The 14,502-nt window shown below is 69.9% G+C and carries 19 protein-coding genes; 11 read left to right on the top strand and 8 right to left on the bottom strand.

The genetic code is table 11. From position 1 onward, the window contains the following. Position 1: 1 nt before the first annotated feature. Entirely contained in the window at positions 2 to 889 is an 888-nt protein-coding gene (locus ABGB21_RS01395) for an RNA polymerase subunit sigma-70 (protein WP_347655240.1), read from the bottom strand. Beyond that, positions 862 to 1,689, bottom strand: a complete 828-nt coding sequence (locus tag ABGB21_RS01390; RefSeq protein ID WP_347655239.1) for an alpha/beta hydrolase — start codon at positions 1,687 to 1,689, stop codon at positions 862 to 864. Before ABGB21_RS01390 ends, ABGB21_RS01395 begins: the two co-directional genes overlap by 28 nt. A 107-nt stretch (positions 1,690 to 1,796) precedes the next feature. Between ABGB21_RS01390 and ABGB21_RS01385 the strand changes: the two genes are divergently transcribed. The 3 genes from ABGB21_RS01385 (at position 1,797) to ABGB21_RS01375 (ending at position 4,439) form a co-directional block, all read left to right on the top strand. Next, positions 1,797 to 2,300, top strand: a complete 504-nt coding sequence (locus ABGB21_RS01385) for a glutathione peroxidase (protein ID WP_347655238.1) — start codon at positions 1,797 to 1,799, stop codon at positions 2,298 to 2,300. Positions 2,301 to 2,388: 88 nt separating this feature from the next. Next, positions 2,389 to 3,072, top strand: coding sequence for an N-acetyltransferase (locus ABGB21_RS01380; protein WP_347676052.1), 684 nt, complete (start codon positions 2,389 to 2,391; stop codon positions 3,070 to 3,072). A gap of 1,079 nt (positions 3,073 to 4,151) precedes the next feature. Next, positions 4,152 to 4,439 (top strand): hypothetical protein, encoded by a 288-nt coding sequence (locus tag ABGB21_RS01375; RefSeq protein ID WP_347655236.1) that lies wholly within the window; start codon positions 4,152 to 4,154, stop codon positions 4,437 to 4,439. Positions 4,440 to 4,597: 158 nt separating this feature from the next. Here the strand turns inward: ABGB21_RS01375 and ABGB21_RS01370 are convergent, their stop codons facing one another. Together ABGB21_RS01370 and ABGB21_RS01365 are read right to left on the bottom strand one after the other, a co-directional pair. Further along, the gene (locus ABGB21_RS01370) at positions 4,598 to 5,047 is read right to left on the bottom strand and encodes a group II truncated hemoglobin (RefSeq protein ID WP_347655235.1); all 450 of its coding nucleotides are present in this window, start codon (positions 5,045 to 5,047) and stop codon (positions 4,598 to 4,600) included. Positions 5,048 to 5,318: 271 nt separating this feature from the next. Further along, the gene (locus ABGB21_RS01365; RefSeq protein ID WP_347676050.1) at positions 5,319 to 5,774 is read right to left on the bottom strand and encodes a pyridoxamine 5'-phosphate oxidase family protein; all 456 of its coding nucleotides are present in this window, start codon (positions 5,772 to 5,774) and stop codon (positions 5,319 to 5,321) included. Positions 5,775 to 6,084: 310 nt separating this feature from the next. On the opposite strand from ABGB21_RS01365, the gene ABGB21_RS01360 reads away from it, so the two are divergent. From ABGB21_RS01360 to ABGB21_RS01350, 3 genes are read left to right on the top strand one after another with little or no spacing between them, the layout of a single operon-like run. Next, a complete protein-coding gene (locus tag ABGB21_RS01360; RefSeq protein WP_347676048.1) occupies positions 6,085 to 6,498 on the top strand; it encodes a type II toxin-antitoxin system RelE/ParE family toxin in 414 nt (137 codons plus the stop codon). Then, positions 6,495 to 6,800 carry a helix-turn-helix domain-containing protein gene (locus tag ABGB21_RS01355; protein WP_347676046.1) on the top strand — a complete coding sequence of 102 codons (306 nt, stop codon included), beginning with the start codon at positions 6,495 to 6,497 and terminating at the stop codon, positions 6,798 to 6,800. The genes ABGB21_RS01360 and ABGB21_RS01355 overlap by 4 nt, the downstream gene beginning before the upstream one ends. 52 nt (positions 6,801 to 6,852) lie before the next feature. Further along, positions 6,853 to 7,467, top strand: a complete 615-nt coding sequence (locus ABGB21_RS01350; RefSeq protein ID WP_347676044.1) for a hypothetical protein — start codon at positions 6,853 to 6,855, stop codon at positions 7,465 to 7,467. A 70-nt stretch (positions 7,468 to 7,537) separates the two neighbouring features. Here the strand turns inward: ABGB21_RS01350 and ABGB21_RS01345 are convergent, their stop codons facing one another. The 3 genes from ABGB21_RS01345 to ABGB21_RS01335 form a co-directional block, all read right to left on the bottom strand. Then, on the bottom strand, positions 7,538 to 7,993 hold the full coding sequence (locus tag ABGB21_RS01345; protein WP_347655234.1) for a pyridoxamine 5'-phosphate oxidase family protein: 456 nt from the start codon (positions 7,991 to 7,993) through the stop codon (positions 7,538 to 7,540). Between the two features lie 133 nt (positions 7,994 to 8,126). Next, positions 8,127 to 8,327 (bottom strand): DUF397 domain-containing protein, encoded by a 201-nt coding sequence (locus ABGB21_RS01340; RefSeq protein WP_347655233.1) that lies wholly within the window; start codon positions 8,325 to 8,327, stop codon positions 8,127 to 8,129. Beyond that, the gene (locus ABGB21_RS01335) at positions 8,320 to 9,096 is read right to left on the bottom strand and encodes a helix-turn-helix transcriptional regulator (RefSeq protein ID WP_347655232.1); all 777 of its coding nucleotides are present in this window, start codon (positions 9,094 to 9,096) and stop codon (positions 8,320 to 8,322) included. Before ABGB21_RS01335 ends, ABGB21_RS01340 begins: the two co-directional genes overlap by 8 nt. Positions 9,097 to 9,683: 587 nt before the next feature. Between ABGB21_RS01335 and ABGB21_RS01330 the strand changes: the two genes are divergently transcribed. Beyond that, on the top strand, positions 9,684 to 9,977 hold the full coding sequence (locus ABGB21_RS01330; protein ID WP_347655231.1) for a flavin reductase: 294 nt from the start codon (positions 9,684 to 9,686) through the stop codon (positions 9,975 to 9,977). An 8-nt stretch (positions 9,978 to 9,985) separates the two neighbouring features. On the opposite strand, the gene ABGB21_RS01325 is transcribed toward ABGB21_RS01330, so the two are convergent. After that, on the bottom strand, positions 9,986 to 11,194 hold the full coding sequence (locus ABGB21_RS01325; protein WP_347655230.1) for an arginine deiminase: 1,209 nt from the start codon (positions 11,192 to 11,194) through the stop codon (positions 9,986 to 9,988). 164 nt (positions 11,195 to 11,358) lie between these two features. On the opposite strand from ABGB21_RS01325, the gene ABGB21_RS01320 reads away from it, so the two are divergent. From ABGB21_RS01320 to pheA, 4 genes are all read left to right on the top strand, one after another. After that, complete coding sequence (locus ABGB21_RS01320; RefSeq protein ID WP_347676042.1) at positions 11,359 to 12,096, top strand: hypothetical protein; 738 nt, start codon at positions 11,359 to 11,361, stop codon at positions 12,094 to 12,096. A gap of 184 nt (positions 12,097 to 12,280) precedes the next feature. Then, positions 12,281 to 12,772: a hypothetical protein gene (locus ABGB21_RS01315; protein WP_347655228.1), complete on the top strand. Its 492-nt coding sequence runs from the start codon at positions 12,281 to 12,283 to the stop codon at positions 12,770 to 12,772. Positions 12,773 to 12,935: 163 nt separating this feature from the next. Continuing rightward, complete coding sequence (locus tag ABGB21_RS01310) at positions 12,936 to 13,460, top strand: hypothetical protein (RefSeq protein ID WP_347655227.1); 525 nt, start codon at positions 12,936 to 12,938, stop codon at positions 13,458 to 13,460. Positions 13,461 to 13,499: 39 nt separating this feature from the next. Further along, the gene (pheA, locus tag ABGB21_RS01305; RefSeq protein ID WP_347655226.1) at positions 13,500 to 14,456 is read left to right on the top strand and encodes a prephenate dehydratase; all 957 of its coding nucleotides are present in this window, start codon (positions 13,500 to 13,502) and stop codon (positions 14,454 to 14,456) included. The last annotated feature ends 46 nt before the right edge of the window (positions 14,457 to 14,502 follow it).

Raw genomic sequence — 14,502 nt, 5'->3', positions numbered from 1 at the left:
CTCAGGTCACCGGGGCGAAGAGTTCTGCCAGGTCCGGTTCTCCGAAGAGGCTGATCTCCACGATCCCTTTCTCGGTGACCGTCAACACGGCCACTCCGTAGGGCTCGTCACGCAGCCACGCGACCGCGGCGGGCTGCCCGTTCGCCTCGGTCGCGGTCATCCGCCACTGCCCCGGAGCACCCATCGCCGGCGCCGCGAAGGCCAGGCACGCCTCACGACCGGCGTACGAGGTCTGCGAGCCGACCGGTTCGATGGTCGCGTCCGCGTGCAGCACCCTCCGGAAGGCGTCGGCGTCGGACGCCTCCCACGCGGCCATGTACTCGGCGAGCAGTTCCCGGGCCCGGGGCGAGTCGGCGTCGAGCACGTCGTCGCGGGTCGGTGCCGCTTCGGCGAGCCGGGCCCTGGCCCGCTGCAGGGCGCTCTTGACCGCCGGCACCGACATGTCCAGCGCCTCGCCGGTCTCGGCCGCCGAAAAGGTCAGCACCTCACGTAACAGCAGGACGGCACGCTGTCTGGGGGTGAGGTGCCGCAACCCGGCCACGAAGGCGAGCCGCACGCTCTCCCGCGTGGTCACCAGGTCGGCCGGGTCCGTCGGGAACGGCTCCAGCCGCCCACCGAGGTCGTCCGGGCCGAGGCCCGACGGCAGCGCGCGGCGTCCCCGGCCCTCGATCACGGTCAGGCAGACGTTGGTGGCGATCCGGAAGAGCCAGGTTCGCACCGACGAACGCCGCTCGAACGTCTCCCAGCCGCGCAGTGCCCGCACGTACGTGTCCTGTACTACGTCCTCGGCCTCGTGATAGGTGCCGAGCATCCGGTACGCGTGGGTCAGCAAACCTCGGCGTTCCCCCTCGAACACCTCGGTCAGAATCCCAACGTCGAACGCACCCATGCGGCCAGCCTCCCGATCGCCTCGTCGGCGGCCGGTGCCCGCCCGGCGGCCATCTGGAACGTGTGCAGTTGTCCGTCGAAGACGTCCAGCCGGGCACCGGTCAGCTTCGCGAGGCGCTCGCTGTCACCCCGGCCGCTCTCGTGGCTGCCGCACTGAACGTAGGCCGGCGGCAGCGCGGACAGGTCGGCGTGGAAGGCGTTCACCTCCGGCGCCAGGCCGCTCACCCCCTCGGGCAGGTACTGCGCGATGAGACGCTGCACCATCGGCCGGGTGAAGAACAGGTCGGTGGCGGCGCTCTCCTCGTACGAGGTGGCGGTCTGCGCCGGGTCCATGTCGATCCACGGCGACAGCAGCAGCAGCGCGGCCACGCCGGGCTCGCGGAGCGCGACCTGCACGGCCAGGCCGCCACCGGAGGAGTCCCCGGCCAGCGCCACCTTCCGGGCACGCGCCGCCGCCCACCGGTACGCCGTGACCGCGTCCTCGATCTGCGCGGGGTAGCGGAACTCGGGAGCGTGTCGGTAGGTGGCGAGCAGCACCCGTACGCCGGCCGCCTTCGCGAGGTGCCCGTACATCTTGCGGTGCGTGTAGAGCGACCCGCTCACGAAGCCGCCACCGTGCAGCGCGACGATCACCCGGTCGGGGTCGGCGCCGTGCGGGCTGAGCCACATCGCCGGCACGCCGTCCGCCGACACCTCCGTGTAGTCCAGGCCGCGTGGCTCGGCTGTCACGTCGCCCCACTGGTCGTCCTCGCCCGGGTCACCGGCGGCCCAGCGGGCGTACATCTCTCTTATCGCGTCCATGTGAGTATCGACCGCGGGCGTACCGGAAAGGAATCGGCGCGGCCCGGTGTCTGCCGACCCGGTGCCGGCCGACCCGGCGGCGTGGCCGGCGGGGTAGCGTCGGGCCCATGTCAGTTTTCGACGTGGAGATCGGCGCCCTCGGCGGCGGTTCGGCGGATCTCGGCCAGTACCGGGGCCGGGCACTACTCGTCGTGAACGTGGCGTCCCGGTGCGGGCTGACCCCGCAGTACGCCGGCCTGGAGCTGCTCGCCGAGCGCTACCGCGAGCAGGGGTTGACCGTGCTCGGGGTGCCCTGCAACCAGTTCCACGGCCAGGAGCCGGGCACCGCCGAAGAGATCGCCGAGTTCTGCTCAACGACGTACGGGGTGACCTTCCCGCTCACCGAGAAGGTCGAGGTGAACGGCGCCGGACGGCACCCGCTCTACCAGGAGCTGGTCGACGCTCCGGACGACGAGGGATACACCGGCGACATCCGGTGGAACTTCGAGAAGTTCCTCGTCGGGCCGGACGGCGCGGTCGTGGCCCGGTTCGGTCCCACCGTCACCCCGGAATCCACCGAACTGGTCGCGGCCGTGGAGAAGGCACTGCCCGGAACAACGCCACTGCCGTAGGCGAAGCGCCCGCCACGCGCGCGTGACCTCGGGCTCAGTGCGTCCGAGGCGTGGCGGGCCGATCAGGTGCGACTGATCTACTCGACGGGTGAGCAGCCTGCGTGATCTCATCGTTCGCTGGCAGCGCGGCTGGGCGGTGGCCCGGGCGCTGCCCGTCGCCGAAGACGTGGGCGGCGCGTTGCGGGTCCGTTGCATGCAGCCCGGCCGCGACGTCGATTACGTCGCGCTCGATGCCAGCGAGGACTCCGCATCGCTCACCAGGCTGGCTGAGCTGGTCGCTGGCGAGGACAGCGTCACATGGCTGACCGTGCCCACCACCGATCCGGCGAGGGCTGCCTCGGCACTGGTGGCCGCAGGCCTGATCGTGCTCAAGCACTCGGAACTGCTGATGACGGCCGATCTTCGCCGGCATCCGCAGAACATGCCCGTGGACCCGTACCGGCTCCTGACCCGGGTCGATCCACGCGGAGACGGCCGCGTGGTCACGGCCACGGTACGGCACGAGTCGGGAGAGGTTGGCGCGCGCGGGACGATGGGACTGGCCGGAACGGATGCGGTCGCAGACCGGATCGAAACCACGCCGGCTCATCGCCGCAAGGGTCTGGCCAGCGCGGTCATGGGTGCACTGGCCAATTCCGCGATCGAAGAAGGCGTCGAACACGGCATTCTCATCGCCAGCGAGGACGGCCAACGTCTGTACCTGACGCTGGGCTGGCAGCCGGTGGCCGACGTACTGATCGCCACGACGCCTGGCAACACGTACCCGTCCTGAACAGCGCACCGATCTCGGCATTATGCAGGTAATCCTTGCGTTCCCGTTCGAAGAGGCCGGTGCGGCGTTCCAGTACTACAAATCGACCAGCCCGTTCGGAAAGGTCATCATCGAAATGCGACGACCGGTGTGTGGCGGCGGTGGCGTCGGGGTGGAACCGGTCACCCGCCGGCCCTTCGGCGACCGCCCGGCCGGCCGGTGATCGACGCCTCAGTACCCCAGAGACGACCAGGAAGACACCCCGGTAGTTCTCGATCATCCGTTCGAAAAGGGTGCCAGTGGCTGTCGCGACCGCACAGTAGAGCAGGTCCACTGTCGCAACCCCGGCCGCAGCCGCGGCCGCAACCCGGAACCCGTTGACCAGCCCCTCGCGCAAGGAATGCGGAGCAGCGCAGACCCAGACCCGGGTAGCACTACGCTCCCGCTGACCGTCCCCACACCACGCTACCGACAGGGCCTACACCCTCGTCTGGGAAGAGCCCCGAAACCCAATGGATGTGCGCATTGCGCAATACGGCGATGCCGGTTCACGGCGGCGTTCCGCCAGCGTCGGACGGGATATGGGGCCCCTACGCGCGTGCGACGGCGACGGCCGCAAGCACACCGGCAACGAGGACAGGCAGGCCGATCGTCAGTATGCCGAGAAGACCGAGCCCCAGCAGCATCGCGGCAGCGGCTCCCAGGGCCCATCGGCGTCCAGGTGCCGCGCGAACAGTTCCATATGTGCACAGCAGCCCTGCTGCGGTTAGGCAGACGACGAACCAGGCCGCAGGTTAACCATCCTGCTGGGCTATGACCGCCAGATATACAACCATCATGACAACAGTGACCGCAGCGGCTGCTGCCGCTACCGGGTCCCAACCGCTCCTCGGTCTTGAGGTCATGGTTCATGTTGTCGAATCTGACGGCGATCCCTGGGACCGGAGCAAGGAGAGCTCTCTCACATCGGCTATGAGCCGCGTTCGACAAGGTCAACGGATGACGTACGGAGAGTGACGGGCGCCGACACCTGACGTGCCTCTTCGGGGAAGGCGGATGCCGACCGATCGTTCAGCAGGCTGTGATGGGAGCATCGCCGGGTGACCGATGAGCAGGCGCGGGTACTTGCGCGCGGCGGAAACGTCGCGGTGACCTGGCTGGATGGCCGGGCCTCTCCGGGCATCCATGTACAGGGTGACACCTTCGCCGAGCTGCACCGACTGCTTGCCGAGGTGGCCAGCCGGCTGCATCGTGACGTAGGCGACAGCGAAGCGTTGGACGATCTCGACCGCACTGTCGAGGAGGTGACCAGCATGCTGCGCTTCTACGAATCGGCACTCGCGGAGCGGGAGGTCCGACAGCCATACCACCGGCATGATGCCGGGTGAGTCGCCCACCTCACCACGCCACGCGGCTCAAGGTGTCAGGCAGCCGGGTAAGCCGACCTGACGTCGCTTTGCCGTAGTGCGTTGATCACGGCATGTGCGGACGTCCGTGGCGGCTGGCCGGAGGGAGCCTTGAGGACGTCAGGGTTCGCGGATGACCGTCAGTTTTCAGACTGTCGCGGCCACGTCCAAGCGGGAACCTCACGGATCGGATGCAGCTGGTCATCGCTCTCAGCATGCGAGTTCTGCTGGGCCACGCGGGCGCCGAACTCGAGGTGTTCACGCACGGCCGCACGGAAAGCGTCATCGTCCGGTAGGCCGGCTTCATCGATCGCTTCGAGGTAAAGGGCGACGAACCGCTCCCGCTGCTCGTCGGTGATCTTCAGATGGCGGTGGACGTCAATGATGTACTGAAATCCCAGTCCGGCGGTGAACCTGTCGGGGCCGCCGAAGGACTCGGCGGTGAACCACGTGAGGTGTTCGACATGGCTCGGCTGGCGAGCGGGGAACACGCTGCACAACACGGGATCGTCCAGCACCTTGGTATAGAACAGTTCCTCCAGACGATGCAACGCCTCGTCGCCACCGGCAAATTCGTACAGAGTAGACATGGGCTCGTCCTTTGTTGCCTGGACTGAGCGACTGGTGCGCTCCCTGAAATCCGATCGCTGCGACCGTACCTCGTTGTGACAAGCATGGTGGCCCACGGAAAGCCGCAACGTCCGGTCATCGACATGAGCGCACCGCTCCACGCGGCAGCGCAGCGACCCCGGCCGTCACGGACCGTTATTTTGCGCCCGGCGATATCAGCCCTGTAGTCGAACCAGTTGCAGCTGTCCCCGGTGGTGCCGGGTCCATCCGTCACGGCCACCGCGCCGGACCTCACTCTCGGGCGACGGTACGCAGCCCGTGCGTGGGTGTCCACCACTCGATGACCAGCATCGTCGCCTCCGGGTTGAGGTGGGTGTGCACCACCTCGCTGATGTCGGCATGGAAGCGGTCACCGGCCGGGCCTTCGGTGATCGGTCCGACGGCAACCGCCCGACCGGCAATCTTCGCCTCACCCGGCCACTGCGCCTCGGCGCCCTCGACCGGGTCGACCGTGGCGCTGTGCAACGCGAAACGCGGATCTCGTCGCAGGTCGGCACCCTTGCGCGCGTTCGACATCGAGCCGAAGACCAGTTCGCCGTCCTCGAACTGCGTCTCGATCCCGGAGATCCGCGGTGCCCCGTCGGCCCGCAGGGTGGCAATCGTCTTGTGCCGGTGCGCGTCGAAGAGCGCCCGTACGCGCCGCGCGAACTCCGGCTCCGCCCGCTCGACGTCCCGCCATGCCGCCATGATCCCGATGATCGCACCAACACAGTCGGGGAGGGGCGGCCGTTCAGCGTACGAGACGCAGACAGCCCCCGGCAGTGGACGCCGGGGAGGGCTAGGACCGTCGTGGTGGGACGGTTTGATTTGTGACGAAGGGGCCGGTTCCGCCGTGACGGCCATTCCTGACTCCACCGAAGGCCAGGCGTCAGCCGCCGTTGTTACCCGGCGTGGTCACCATCGTGCTTGCGAGGCGACGGCCGACCGTTGCCTACGGTAGATCCGGGAACCCGATCTACCCCCTGTTACGGCACCCTGGAGCCGGTGCGCTGATCTCATGACTTACTGGCAGCCACTGTCGCCCCCCTATATGCTCGCGTATATGGGGGATCGGTATGACGTCGAGCTGGAGCCCGAGATCCGCGAGTGGCTGGACACGTTGCCGATTCCCGCATATCGGACAGTCGAATATCACGCAGACAGGCTCGCCAACTCGCCGACCACCCTCGGCGAGCCATACAGCAAGCACCTGCGAGGCCCGGTCCGCGAGCTGCGCTTCCATCTGGGCCGGTCCGCGTGGCGAGTTACCTACTGGCTCGCACCCCAGCGTCGGATCGTGCTGCTGACGGTCTTTCGCAAGGCCCGCGACCGGGAGACAGGCGAGGTCGAACGCGCCGTAGCAGCCCAAAAGGTCTGCGAAAGTGAGCACCAGCCGGCGACCCACCTCTACGACCGAGGGAGTAAGCGATGAAGGGCTACCACACTAAGTGGGAGATTCCGGATGAACACCGGGAAAGTCCCGAGTACATCGAGGCCGGTATCCGCATCGCCCTCGGTCAGGCCGTCTACGACCGGCGGACGGCGCTGGGCATCAGCCAGGCCGAGCTTGCCGCGCGGGCCGGCACGACCCAGACCGTCATCTCGCGACTGGAGGGGGGCGCCGTCACGCCAACGCTTCCTCTGCTCCATCGCTTGGCGGGTGCCCTGGAAGGCGAGCTAGACATCAAGATCACGGGTACGAGCACACACGCCGAGTTTCCACTGGCCTCGTAGTAGCCGCGCTTCGGCGTACTACCAGTTGTGCGTACGCGATGGCGTGTGCAAGTTGAACCTGTTGCGAGGCTGCCTGGTAGCTTGCGGCGTGCTCGTGCTGTGGCCGGATTCGGCGGACGTCCTCCGAAATCTTCTCCGAGATCATGGCCTTGATCCGAACCGGGTGGAGAGTCCCGAGTCGGCCTGGCGGGTGTTCCGGGCCTTCCTCGCGGTTGAGATCGACGGGTTGAAGCCGGAACCGGATGGCAACGCCGACAGGTTCGCGGTGTCCTGGGGTCGCTACAGCTGGAACGACGAGCTGCCGACCCTGGCGTTCAAGAGGTACCTGACGGTTTGCGCGGCACCCCCGGCTTGGCGCCACCCGGAGGAGTGGAGGCTCGACCTCCACATGGTGTTCCCGGATTTGCCTGCCTTCGCTGACGTCGGTCAGCTCAACACCCAGAGCAGCGGCGTCTACCACCGACGCCCGGGGTCTGCGATGGACGACGTCGTGCGTGAGGCGTTGTGGGAGGTTGAGCGGTATCCGGCGTTGCAGGCGATCTGGACGACTACGCCACTGCGGAGCTCGATCAGCTTTGGCTATCCGCGCCTGCGCGTGGGAAACGTCGACGCTTTCGACGCCCAGCAGCGGGCCGCCTATCTTGAGTGGCGCGCCCGCTACGGTTAGCTCTCCACGATGTCCCTGTTCATCATCCCGATGTCGCAAGGCCCACCCGCCACAGCCACCGCGCCGGACCTCACTCTCGGGCGACGGTACGCAGCCCGTGCGTGGGTGTCCACCACTCGATGACCAGCATCGTCGCCTCCGGGTTGAGGTGGGTGTGCACCACCTCGCTGATGTCGGCATGGAAGCGGTCACCGGCCGGGCCTTCGGTGATCGGTCCGACGGCAACCGCCCGACCGGCAATCTTCGCCTCACCCGGCCACTGCGCCTCGGCGCCCTCGACCGGGTCGACCGTGGCGCTGTGCAACGCGAAACGCGGATCTCGTCGCAGGTCGGCACCCTTGCGCGCGTTCGACATCGAGCCGAAGACCAGTTCGCCGTCCTCGAACTGCGTCTCGATCCCGGAGATCCGCGGTGCCCCGTCGGCCCGCAGGGTGGCAATCGTCTTGTGCCGGTGCGCGTCGAAGAGCGCCCGTACGCGCCGCGCGAACTCCGGCTCCGCCCGCTCGACGTCCCGCCATGCCGTCATGTCCCCGATGATCGCACCAACACAGTCGGGGAGGGGCGGCCGTTCAGCGTACGAGACGCAGACAGCCCCCGGCAGTGGACGCCGGGGGCCAGGTCCGTCGTGGTGTGGAACCGTCGGTGTTGAGGTGGAACGGTCAGCCGACCGGGCCGATCCGCTTTGCCAGGTCGACAAACGCCTGCCAACCCGCCGGTCCGAAGACCAGCGTGCCGCCGTCCCGGTCCTTGGTGTCCCGGACCAGCACCCGGCCGGGCAGGTTGTCGGCCACCTCCACACAGGCACCCTGATTGGTTCCGCTGCGGGTGCTCTTACGCCACCGGGGCGCCACGTCAGTCATGATCGTTGATCGCCTTCTGGATGAGGTCCCGTGACGCGTGCACGGGAAGGGCCAGTCCGCTGACAATCTCCCACGATACTTCCAACTGGTCCAGATCTCCGCTGTCGGTCACCACCCGGCCCTGCAACTGGTCGTCGACATAGCCGGCCCGGCGGCCCGCCGGCAGCGTGGCCAGCACAAACGCACCCTGAAGACCGGCGTGTAGTCCGGCGGACGTCGGGACCACAAGCACCTGGACGGTCGGGCGCTGGCTCAGGTCCAGCAGGTGCTTCAACTGCTCCCGACGCACCTCGGGCTCACCACAGGTCAACGCGAACTCGCCGATGATGGCGGAGATCCTCGGCGGCTGGGGCCGGTCGACCGTGACGGCCCGCCGGTCCCGCCGGACGTCGACGGTGCGGTCGATGACCTCGTCCGACAGCCAACCGCCCCGCAGCAGGTTCCGGGTGTAGTCCTCGGTCTGCAGCAGGCCCGGCAGCAGCAGCGGCTCCCACCAGCGGAGCAGGGTCGCACGCTCCTCGTGCTCGGTCCACGGCCGCAGCCACGGCGGTCGGGCGTCCTTCCGGGCCTCGACGGCGGCCTGCTGTATCTCGTCCTCGGTGCCGAAGAACTCGTCGAGGCGTAAGGCGGTGTCGGGCTGGGGAATGATCCGGCCCTGCTCGATCGCGGCAATCAGTGATCCACTCACCTTGATCGCTTTGCCGAGTTTTGCCTGGGTCAGCCGCCGCGCGATCCGGTGCCGGCGAAGAATTTCCCGTAGGTCATTCACGTAGTACTCCCACGTGCAGAGAGGGATGCAATAAGCATCTATATTGCACCCTGCTTGCCTTCCATTACAAGGTGTGAAACCTCCAGGCTGGAGGTCAGGCGCCCCGCTCGCCCCCTCAGTGCCCCCTCCACTCCGGGCGGAGCGCCCACGGGGTGCGGTGCCGGTCCGAGGCCGGCGCCGCACCCCGTCTCCATCTCGCCAACGGGAGGCAACAGATGAGACACGCCCGCCCTGTCACACCTCGACACCGCCGCGCCTGGTGGCAGCTCTGGCGCTCCTGCCGGTGTGGTCACCGGTGCCGCCCCGCACCGCCGAAGCCAGCTGCCACGCCGCCGCAGGTGCCGTCGCCTGCGCCGCCACTGTCGCCGTCGCCTGCGCCGGTCGAGCTGACCGAGGCGGAACGGGCCGAGATCCGCGCCCTGACGTCGCAGACCCCGCCAACACCGCCAACCCCGAACCACCCCCGGGCAACCAACCAGCGGCCCGCCTGGAACGCGCCGACCCGCCCGTACCTGAGCAACGGGCGCCCAGGGGCTCTCACCCCGGGACAGGAGCACCGCGCCCGGCGCGGTGGACGGGCGTGACCGGTGATCGGGCCATGGGCACGCTGGGAGCGGGCCGCGGCGCGACGACGGTTACGACAGCAGGAGCGCCGGGCCGGCGTACACCTTCCGACCCGGACCTACGACTGCGGTGAGTGCGAACACCCGTGGCCGTGCCGGGAGGCCCGCCTGTCCCTGCTCCTCGGCTTCGAGGGCGACCGGGTCGGGCTGCTGATGTACCTCGGCGCCCACCTCGCCCACGCGATGCGGGAACTGCCCGACCGGCACCCCGCGCTGATCGTCGGGCAGCTCCTCCACTGGGTGCCCCGCCGGCGCTGACCCACCCGCTACGGCCGCAGCGGATCCCGGACCAGCGGGCAGGACATGCAGCGAGGGCCACCCCGGCCCGAGCCGAGCTCCGAGCCGGCGATCCGGATCACCTCGATGCCGGCCCGCTCCAGCTGGGCGTTGGTCTCCACGTTGCGTTCGTACGCCACGCAGAGCCGGGGTGCGATCGCCAGGGTGTTGTTGCCGTCGTCCCACTGTTCCCGTTCGGCGGTGACCGGGTCGAGTCCGGTGTCGATGACCCGCAGGACGTCCAGGTCCATCGCGTCCGCCGCCGCCCGCAGGAACGGGGCCGGCCCGTCGAGCTGCAGTTCCCCCTCCGCGTCGGCGATCACGGTGTACGCCGACAGGCTGTCCGCCACCTGTGGATACATCAGTACCGCGTCGACGTCGACCATGGTGCAGACGGTGTCCAGGTGCATGGTGGCCCGTTCCTGGGCGATCGGTACGACCAGGATGGTGTGCGCCAGATTCGCGGCGAAGACCCGGCGGGCGAGTCGCTCGGCACCGGCCGGGGTGGTCCGCTCGCCGACCCCGACCGCCACCACTCCGGGGGCGAGCAGCAGGACGTCGCCACCCTCCAGCGGCTCCAGCGTCGGGGCGTACCCGAAGGGGGTGCCGACGAACCGCGGGTGGTGCCGGTAGATCGTGTCGGTCAGGGTGGTCTCCCGGCGGCGGGCCGGCATGGCCAGGCTGGTCACCACCGCGTGGTCGCCGATCCAGGTCGACGAGTCCCGGGTGAAGAGCAGGTTCGGCAGCGGGTCGATCACGAAGTCCTGCCGGTCCATCAGCCGGTAGACCAGTCCGCCGCCACGGTCGGCGCCGACCCGCAGTTCCTCGTGGGCGAGTCCGGCGATCAGCACCCCGGCCAGCGCGACCGGGTCCAGGTACGACAGGTGTTCGCCGACCCGCCGCCGCAGGGTGTCGCCGAGTCGCGGGTCGGCGAGGACCCGCTCGGTGAGTTCCGCTCGGGCGTCGGCCACCGCCAGCGTCTCGGCGAGTAGCGTGCCGAGGTGGAGCACCTCGACGTCGCGCTCCCGCAGGGCGGCGGCGAAGGCGTCGTGCTCCTCCTGGGCACGGCCGACCCAGGGGATGGCGTCGAAGAGCAGCGAGTCGTTGTTCCGGGGCGTGAGTCGGGCGAGTTCCGGTCCGGGGCGGTGCAGCAGGACGGTACGCAGACGCCCCACCTCGCTGTCCACGAAATGGGTCATCCTCGCAGGGTAAGGCAGTAGTTGGCGCCATCCGGGAAAAAGGGCTTCGGATGAATGGGGCATTCATCCACACTCACTCCGGCGCTTCGACTTGCCGACCCAGGGGGCTGGCCACGTACCGTAGTGAGAAGATAACTTCGAGGGACCTTTTGCCGGAGGTCACGATGACTGTCTTCTCTGCACGATCAGCGGTGCCCGCACCCCGGGCGCTACCCCCCTCCCCGACCGGCGCGCCACCAGCGCTGGAGGCCGTGCGGCCGACCCCGATGGACTGGGCACGTCGGCGGCGGGCCGAGCGGGTGGAACGACGGATCGAGGCGGCCGGAGCCCGGGCACTGAGCAGGTTGGACCACCTCGGTCCATCGTGGCACGTCGTCGACTGGCCGCGTACCGAATTCACCGACGCCAGTCTCCTCGACCTGGACTACCGCTCCCGCGACGAACGGGCCGGTTTCCTCGCGATCGGCCCCGGCGGCCTGTTCGCGGTCACCGTGGCCGACCACGGGCGGTCCCGGGTCCTGATCGCCGGCGACGTCGTGCAGATCAACGGCAAGCGACCGGCGTACGTGAGCGAGGCCCGCCGAGACGCGAAGCGGGCCAGCAAGGCGCTCTCCGCCGCCGTCGGCCTCACCATCCCCGTGACGCCGGTGCTGACCTTCGTCGGCTCCGGCGACCTCAGCGTCTACGGGCTGCCGAAGGACTGTCTCGTCGCGACCCACCGGGAGTTGGACCGGCTGCTCGTGGCGGGCGGCAACCGGATCAGCGCGGCGACCGCCGAGAAGCTGTCCCGGGTCGCCCAGTCGCCGGCGACCTGGCTGAACGCCCCCTACCGTTCGGCCGCGGACTACCGGTGGTACGAGGGCGGCCGAACGGCCGCTGACAAGCCGGCCGGTCGGCGGTAGCGTCACCACCCGACGCATCCACCGGACCGCCACGGCCGGTACGACGTCACCGACCGTCAGCGGCGGGACACGGGTCGACGGTGGAGCGACGGGACGACCCCGTTCGTCCGATTCGTGCCGGGAGTCGCGATTCCCGGCACGGACCGGCTAGCGTGGGTGGCGGTCAGGTGAATAGGAGGCGCGGGTGGCCCACGTCGAACTCTCGATCTCGGAGGCGTTCGCGCCGTCAGTGACCTCGGTGCCGGGTCAGCACCCCGCCGGGTTCGCGGAGCCCGACGACGGGCCCGGGGGCGACGGCTTCGACCGCTGGTGCGACACGGTCGCCGACGCCGCCGAACCCTGCCTGCTGATCGCCCGGGACACCACCGTCGCGGCGGTCTCGCCCGCCTGCTGCCAACTGCTCGGCTTCGGTAGTCCGGTCGCCGTCTTCGGCCGTCCGCTGCTGGGCACCCTCCGGCTGCTCGACTTCACCGCGTCTCGGGGCGAACTGACCGAGCAGGACGTCGAGAAGATCCCTCCGCTGCTCGCGGTCAGCTCGCAGCGGCTCGCCCGGGGACTGCTCCGGGTGGACCGGGCCGGGGCGGACGGCACCGACGCCACCGTCGACGCGATCGCCACCCCGATCCTGTCGCACGGTGAGGTCATGGGCTCGCTGACCTTCTTCGCCGAGGTCTGAGCCCTCCACCTGTTGTCGGACGGCACCGGGACCGTGTGGGACGGCACCGGGACCGTGTGGGACGGCACCGGCGTCACCGACCGGACGGCACGACCTACCATTGGCCGGAAGATCTCGCCGCAGCACCACGGCGTCCACCTACGCCCGAGGATCCGGCCCTTCCATGTCCGCGTCACGTGACACCCCGGCGGCCCGCCGACGGACCGGCGGCGTACCGCTCGCCGTCCTGCTCACCCTGGTCGGCTGCGTCGCGACGGCGGCCTGCGGGGTGCCGCCCGAACTCGAACGGTCCCGCGCGGCGACCCCGGCCGCACCGACCCCCACCCCGACGGTCACCGGCACCCCCGGCGTCGGCCCGACCCTGCCACCGACCCCGACCGTGACCCCGACCGGCAACGGCACGATCGCGGTCGACTGCGGCGGGCGGCCGAGCCGCGACCAGGTCGTCGCGCTGCTGCGCCGGGTCGACCTGCTGCCCCGCAGCGCCCGGGTCACCTTCCGCAACGCGCCGGTCTGCGCCGCCGACTGGCAGTACAGCGTGATCGAGGTGCCCGGCCGGGACCTGCTCCAGGTGGTCACCACCGGCCCGGCCGACAACCTCAAGCTGGTCACCGCCGGCAACGACGTGTGCAACATCAAGGTACGCGTCGAAGCACCGCCGGGAATCCGTACCCTCGCCTGCGCGTGACCTCCGCCGACCGGTCCACGGTTCCGTAGGCTGGACGCCATGCCCGGAACGCCACCGACCCGCTTCGTCTACCTCGGCCCCGAGGGGACCTTCGCCGAGCAGGCCCTACGGACCATCCCCGCCGCCGAGCGCGGGACGCGTACGCCGGCCCGCAGTGTGCCCGAGGCGCTGGACGCCGTCCGGGCCGGTGACGCCGACGCCGCCCTGGTGCCGTTGGAGAACTCGATCGGCGGGGCGGTCGCGGTCACCCTGGACGAGATGGTCGAGGGCGACCCGTTGGTGATCACCCGTGAGGTGGTGCTGCCGGTCGAGTTCGTCCTCGCCACCCGGCCGGGTCGGGGCCTCGGCGAGATCCGGACCGTGGCGGCCCACCCACAGGCGTCCACCCAGTGTCGACGCTGGCTGCGGGAGCACCTGCCCGAGGCGGCCGTGGTCGACGTACTCTCCAACTCCGCCGCGGCGGCCGCCGTGGTCGACGGCGAGCAGGACGCCGCGGTCTGCGCGCCGTTCAGCGCCGCCCGGCACCGGCTGGCCGTACTCGCGGACAAGATCGCCGACCATGACGACGCGGTGACCCGGTTCGTCCTGCTCACCCGCCCCGGACCGCCGCCGCCCCGGACCGGCGACGACCTGACCTCACTCGCCGTCTACATCGCGCACGACCGGGTCGGCGCGCTGCTCGCCGTGCTGATGGAACTCGCGGTACGCGGGGTCAACCTGACCCGGATCGAGTCCCGGCCGACCGGTGAGGCGCTCGGCCGGTACGCGTTCTTCCTCGACTGCACGGGGCACGTCGCCGACGACCGGGTCGGCGAGGCGTTGCAGGGGCTGCACCGGATCTGCGCCGAGGTACGGTTCCTCGGGTCGTACCCGAGGCACCGGCGCGCGGCGGGCGCCGCCGACCGGCCGGTGCCGGCCCCGGCGGGGCTCTCCGACCACGACTACGCGGACGCGGCGGCCTGGCTGGCCCGGCTCCGCGCCGGCGGACTCGGCTGAGTCCACCGGGCGGGCCGCCGCCGACAGTCGCGCCCGCCGGGTCGGT

The sequence above is a fragment of the Plantactinospora sp. B24E8 genome, assembly GCF_039871735.1.
Taxonomy (GTDB): domain Bacteria; phylum Actinomycetota; class Actinomycetes; order Mycobacteriales; family Micromonosporaceae; genus Plantactinospora.
This window is presented reverse-complemented; position numbering and strand designations above follow the sequence as displayed.

Coding starts and splice junctions, on each gene's coding strand:
- ABGB21_RS01395 (WP_347655240.1), bottom strand. CDS start 889: ATGGGTGCGTTCGACGTTGGGATTCTGACCGAGGTGTTCGAGGGGGAA.
- ABGB21_RS01390 (WP_347655239.1), bottom strand. CDS start 1,689: ATGGACGCGATAAGAGAGATGTACGCCCGCTGGGCCGCCGGTGACCCG.
- ABGB21_RS01385 (WP_347655238.1), top strand. CDS start 1,797: ATGTCAGTTTTCGACGTGGAGATCGGCGCCCTCGGCGGCGGTTCGGCG.
- ABGB21_RS01370 (WP_347655235.1), bottom strand. CDS start 5,047: ATGTCTACTCTGTACGAATTTGCCGGTGGCGACGAGGCGTTGCATCGT.
- ABGB21_RS01365 (WP_347676050.1), bottom strand. CDS start 5,774: ATGGCGGCATGGCGGGACGTCGAGCGGGCGGAGCCGGAGTTCGCGCGG.
- ABGB21_RS01360 (WP_347676048.1), top strand. CDS start 6,085: ATGACTTACTGGCAGCCACTGTCGCCCCCCTATATGCTCGCGTATATG.
- ABGB21_RS01355 (WP_347676046.1), top strand. CDS start 6,495: ATGAAGGGCTACCACACTAAGTGGGAGATTCCGGATGAACACCGGGAA.
- ABGB21_RS01345 (WP_347655234.1), bottom strand. CDS start 7,993: ATGACGGCATGGCGGGACGTCGAGCGGGCGGAGCCGGAGTTCGCGCGG.
- ABGB21_RS01340 (WP_347655233.1), bottom strand. CDS start 8,327: ATGACTGACGTGGCGCCCCGGTGGCGTAAGAGCACCCGCAGCGGAACC.
- ABGB21_RS01325 (WP_347655230.1), bottom strand. CDS start 11,194: ATGACCCATTTCGTGGACAGCGAGGTGGGGCGTCTGCGTACCGTCCTG.
- ABGB21_RS01320 (WP_347676042.1), top strand. CDS start 11,359: ATGACTGTCTTCTCTGCACGATCAGCGGTGCCCGCACCCCGGGCGCTA.
- ABGB21_RS01310 (WP_347655227.1), top strand. CDS start 12,936: ATGTCCGCGTCACGTGACACCCCGGCGGCCCGCCGACGGACCGGCGGC.
- pheA (WP_347655226.1), top strand. CDS start 13,500: ATGCCCGGAACGCCACCGACCCGCTTCGTCTACCTCGGCCCCGAGGGG.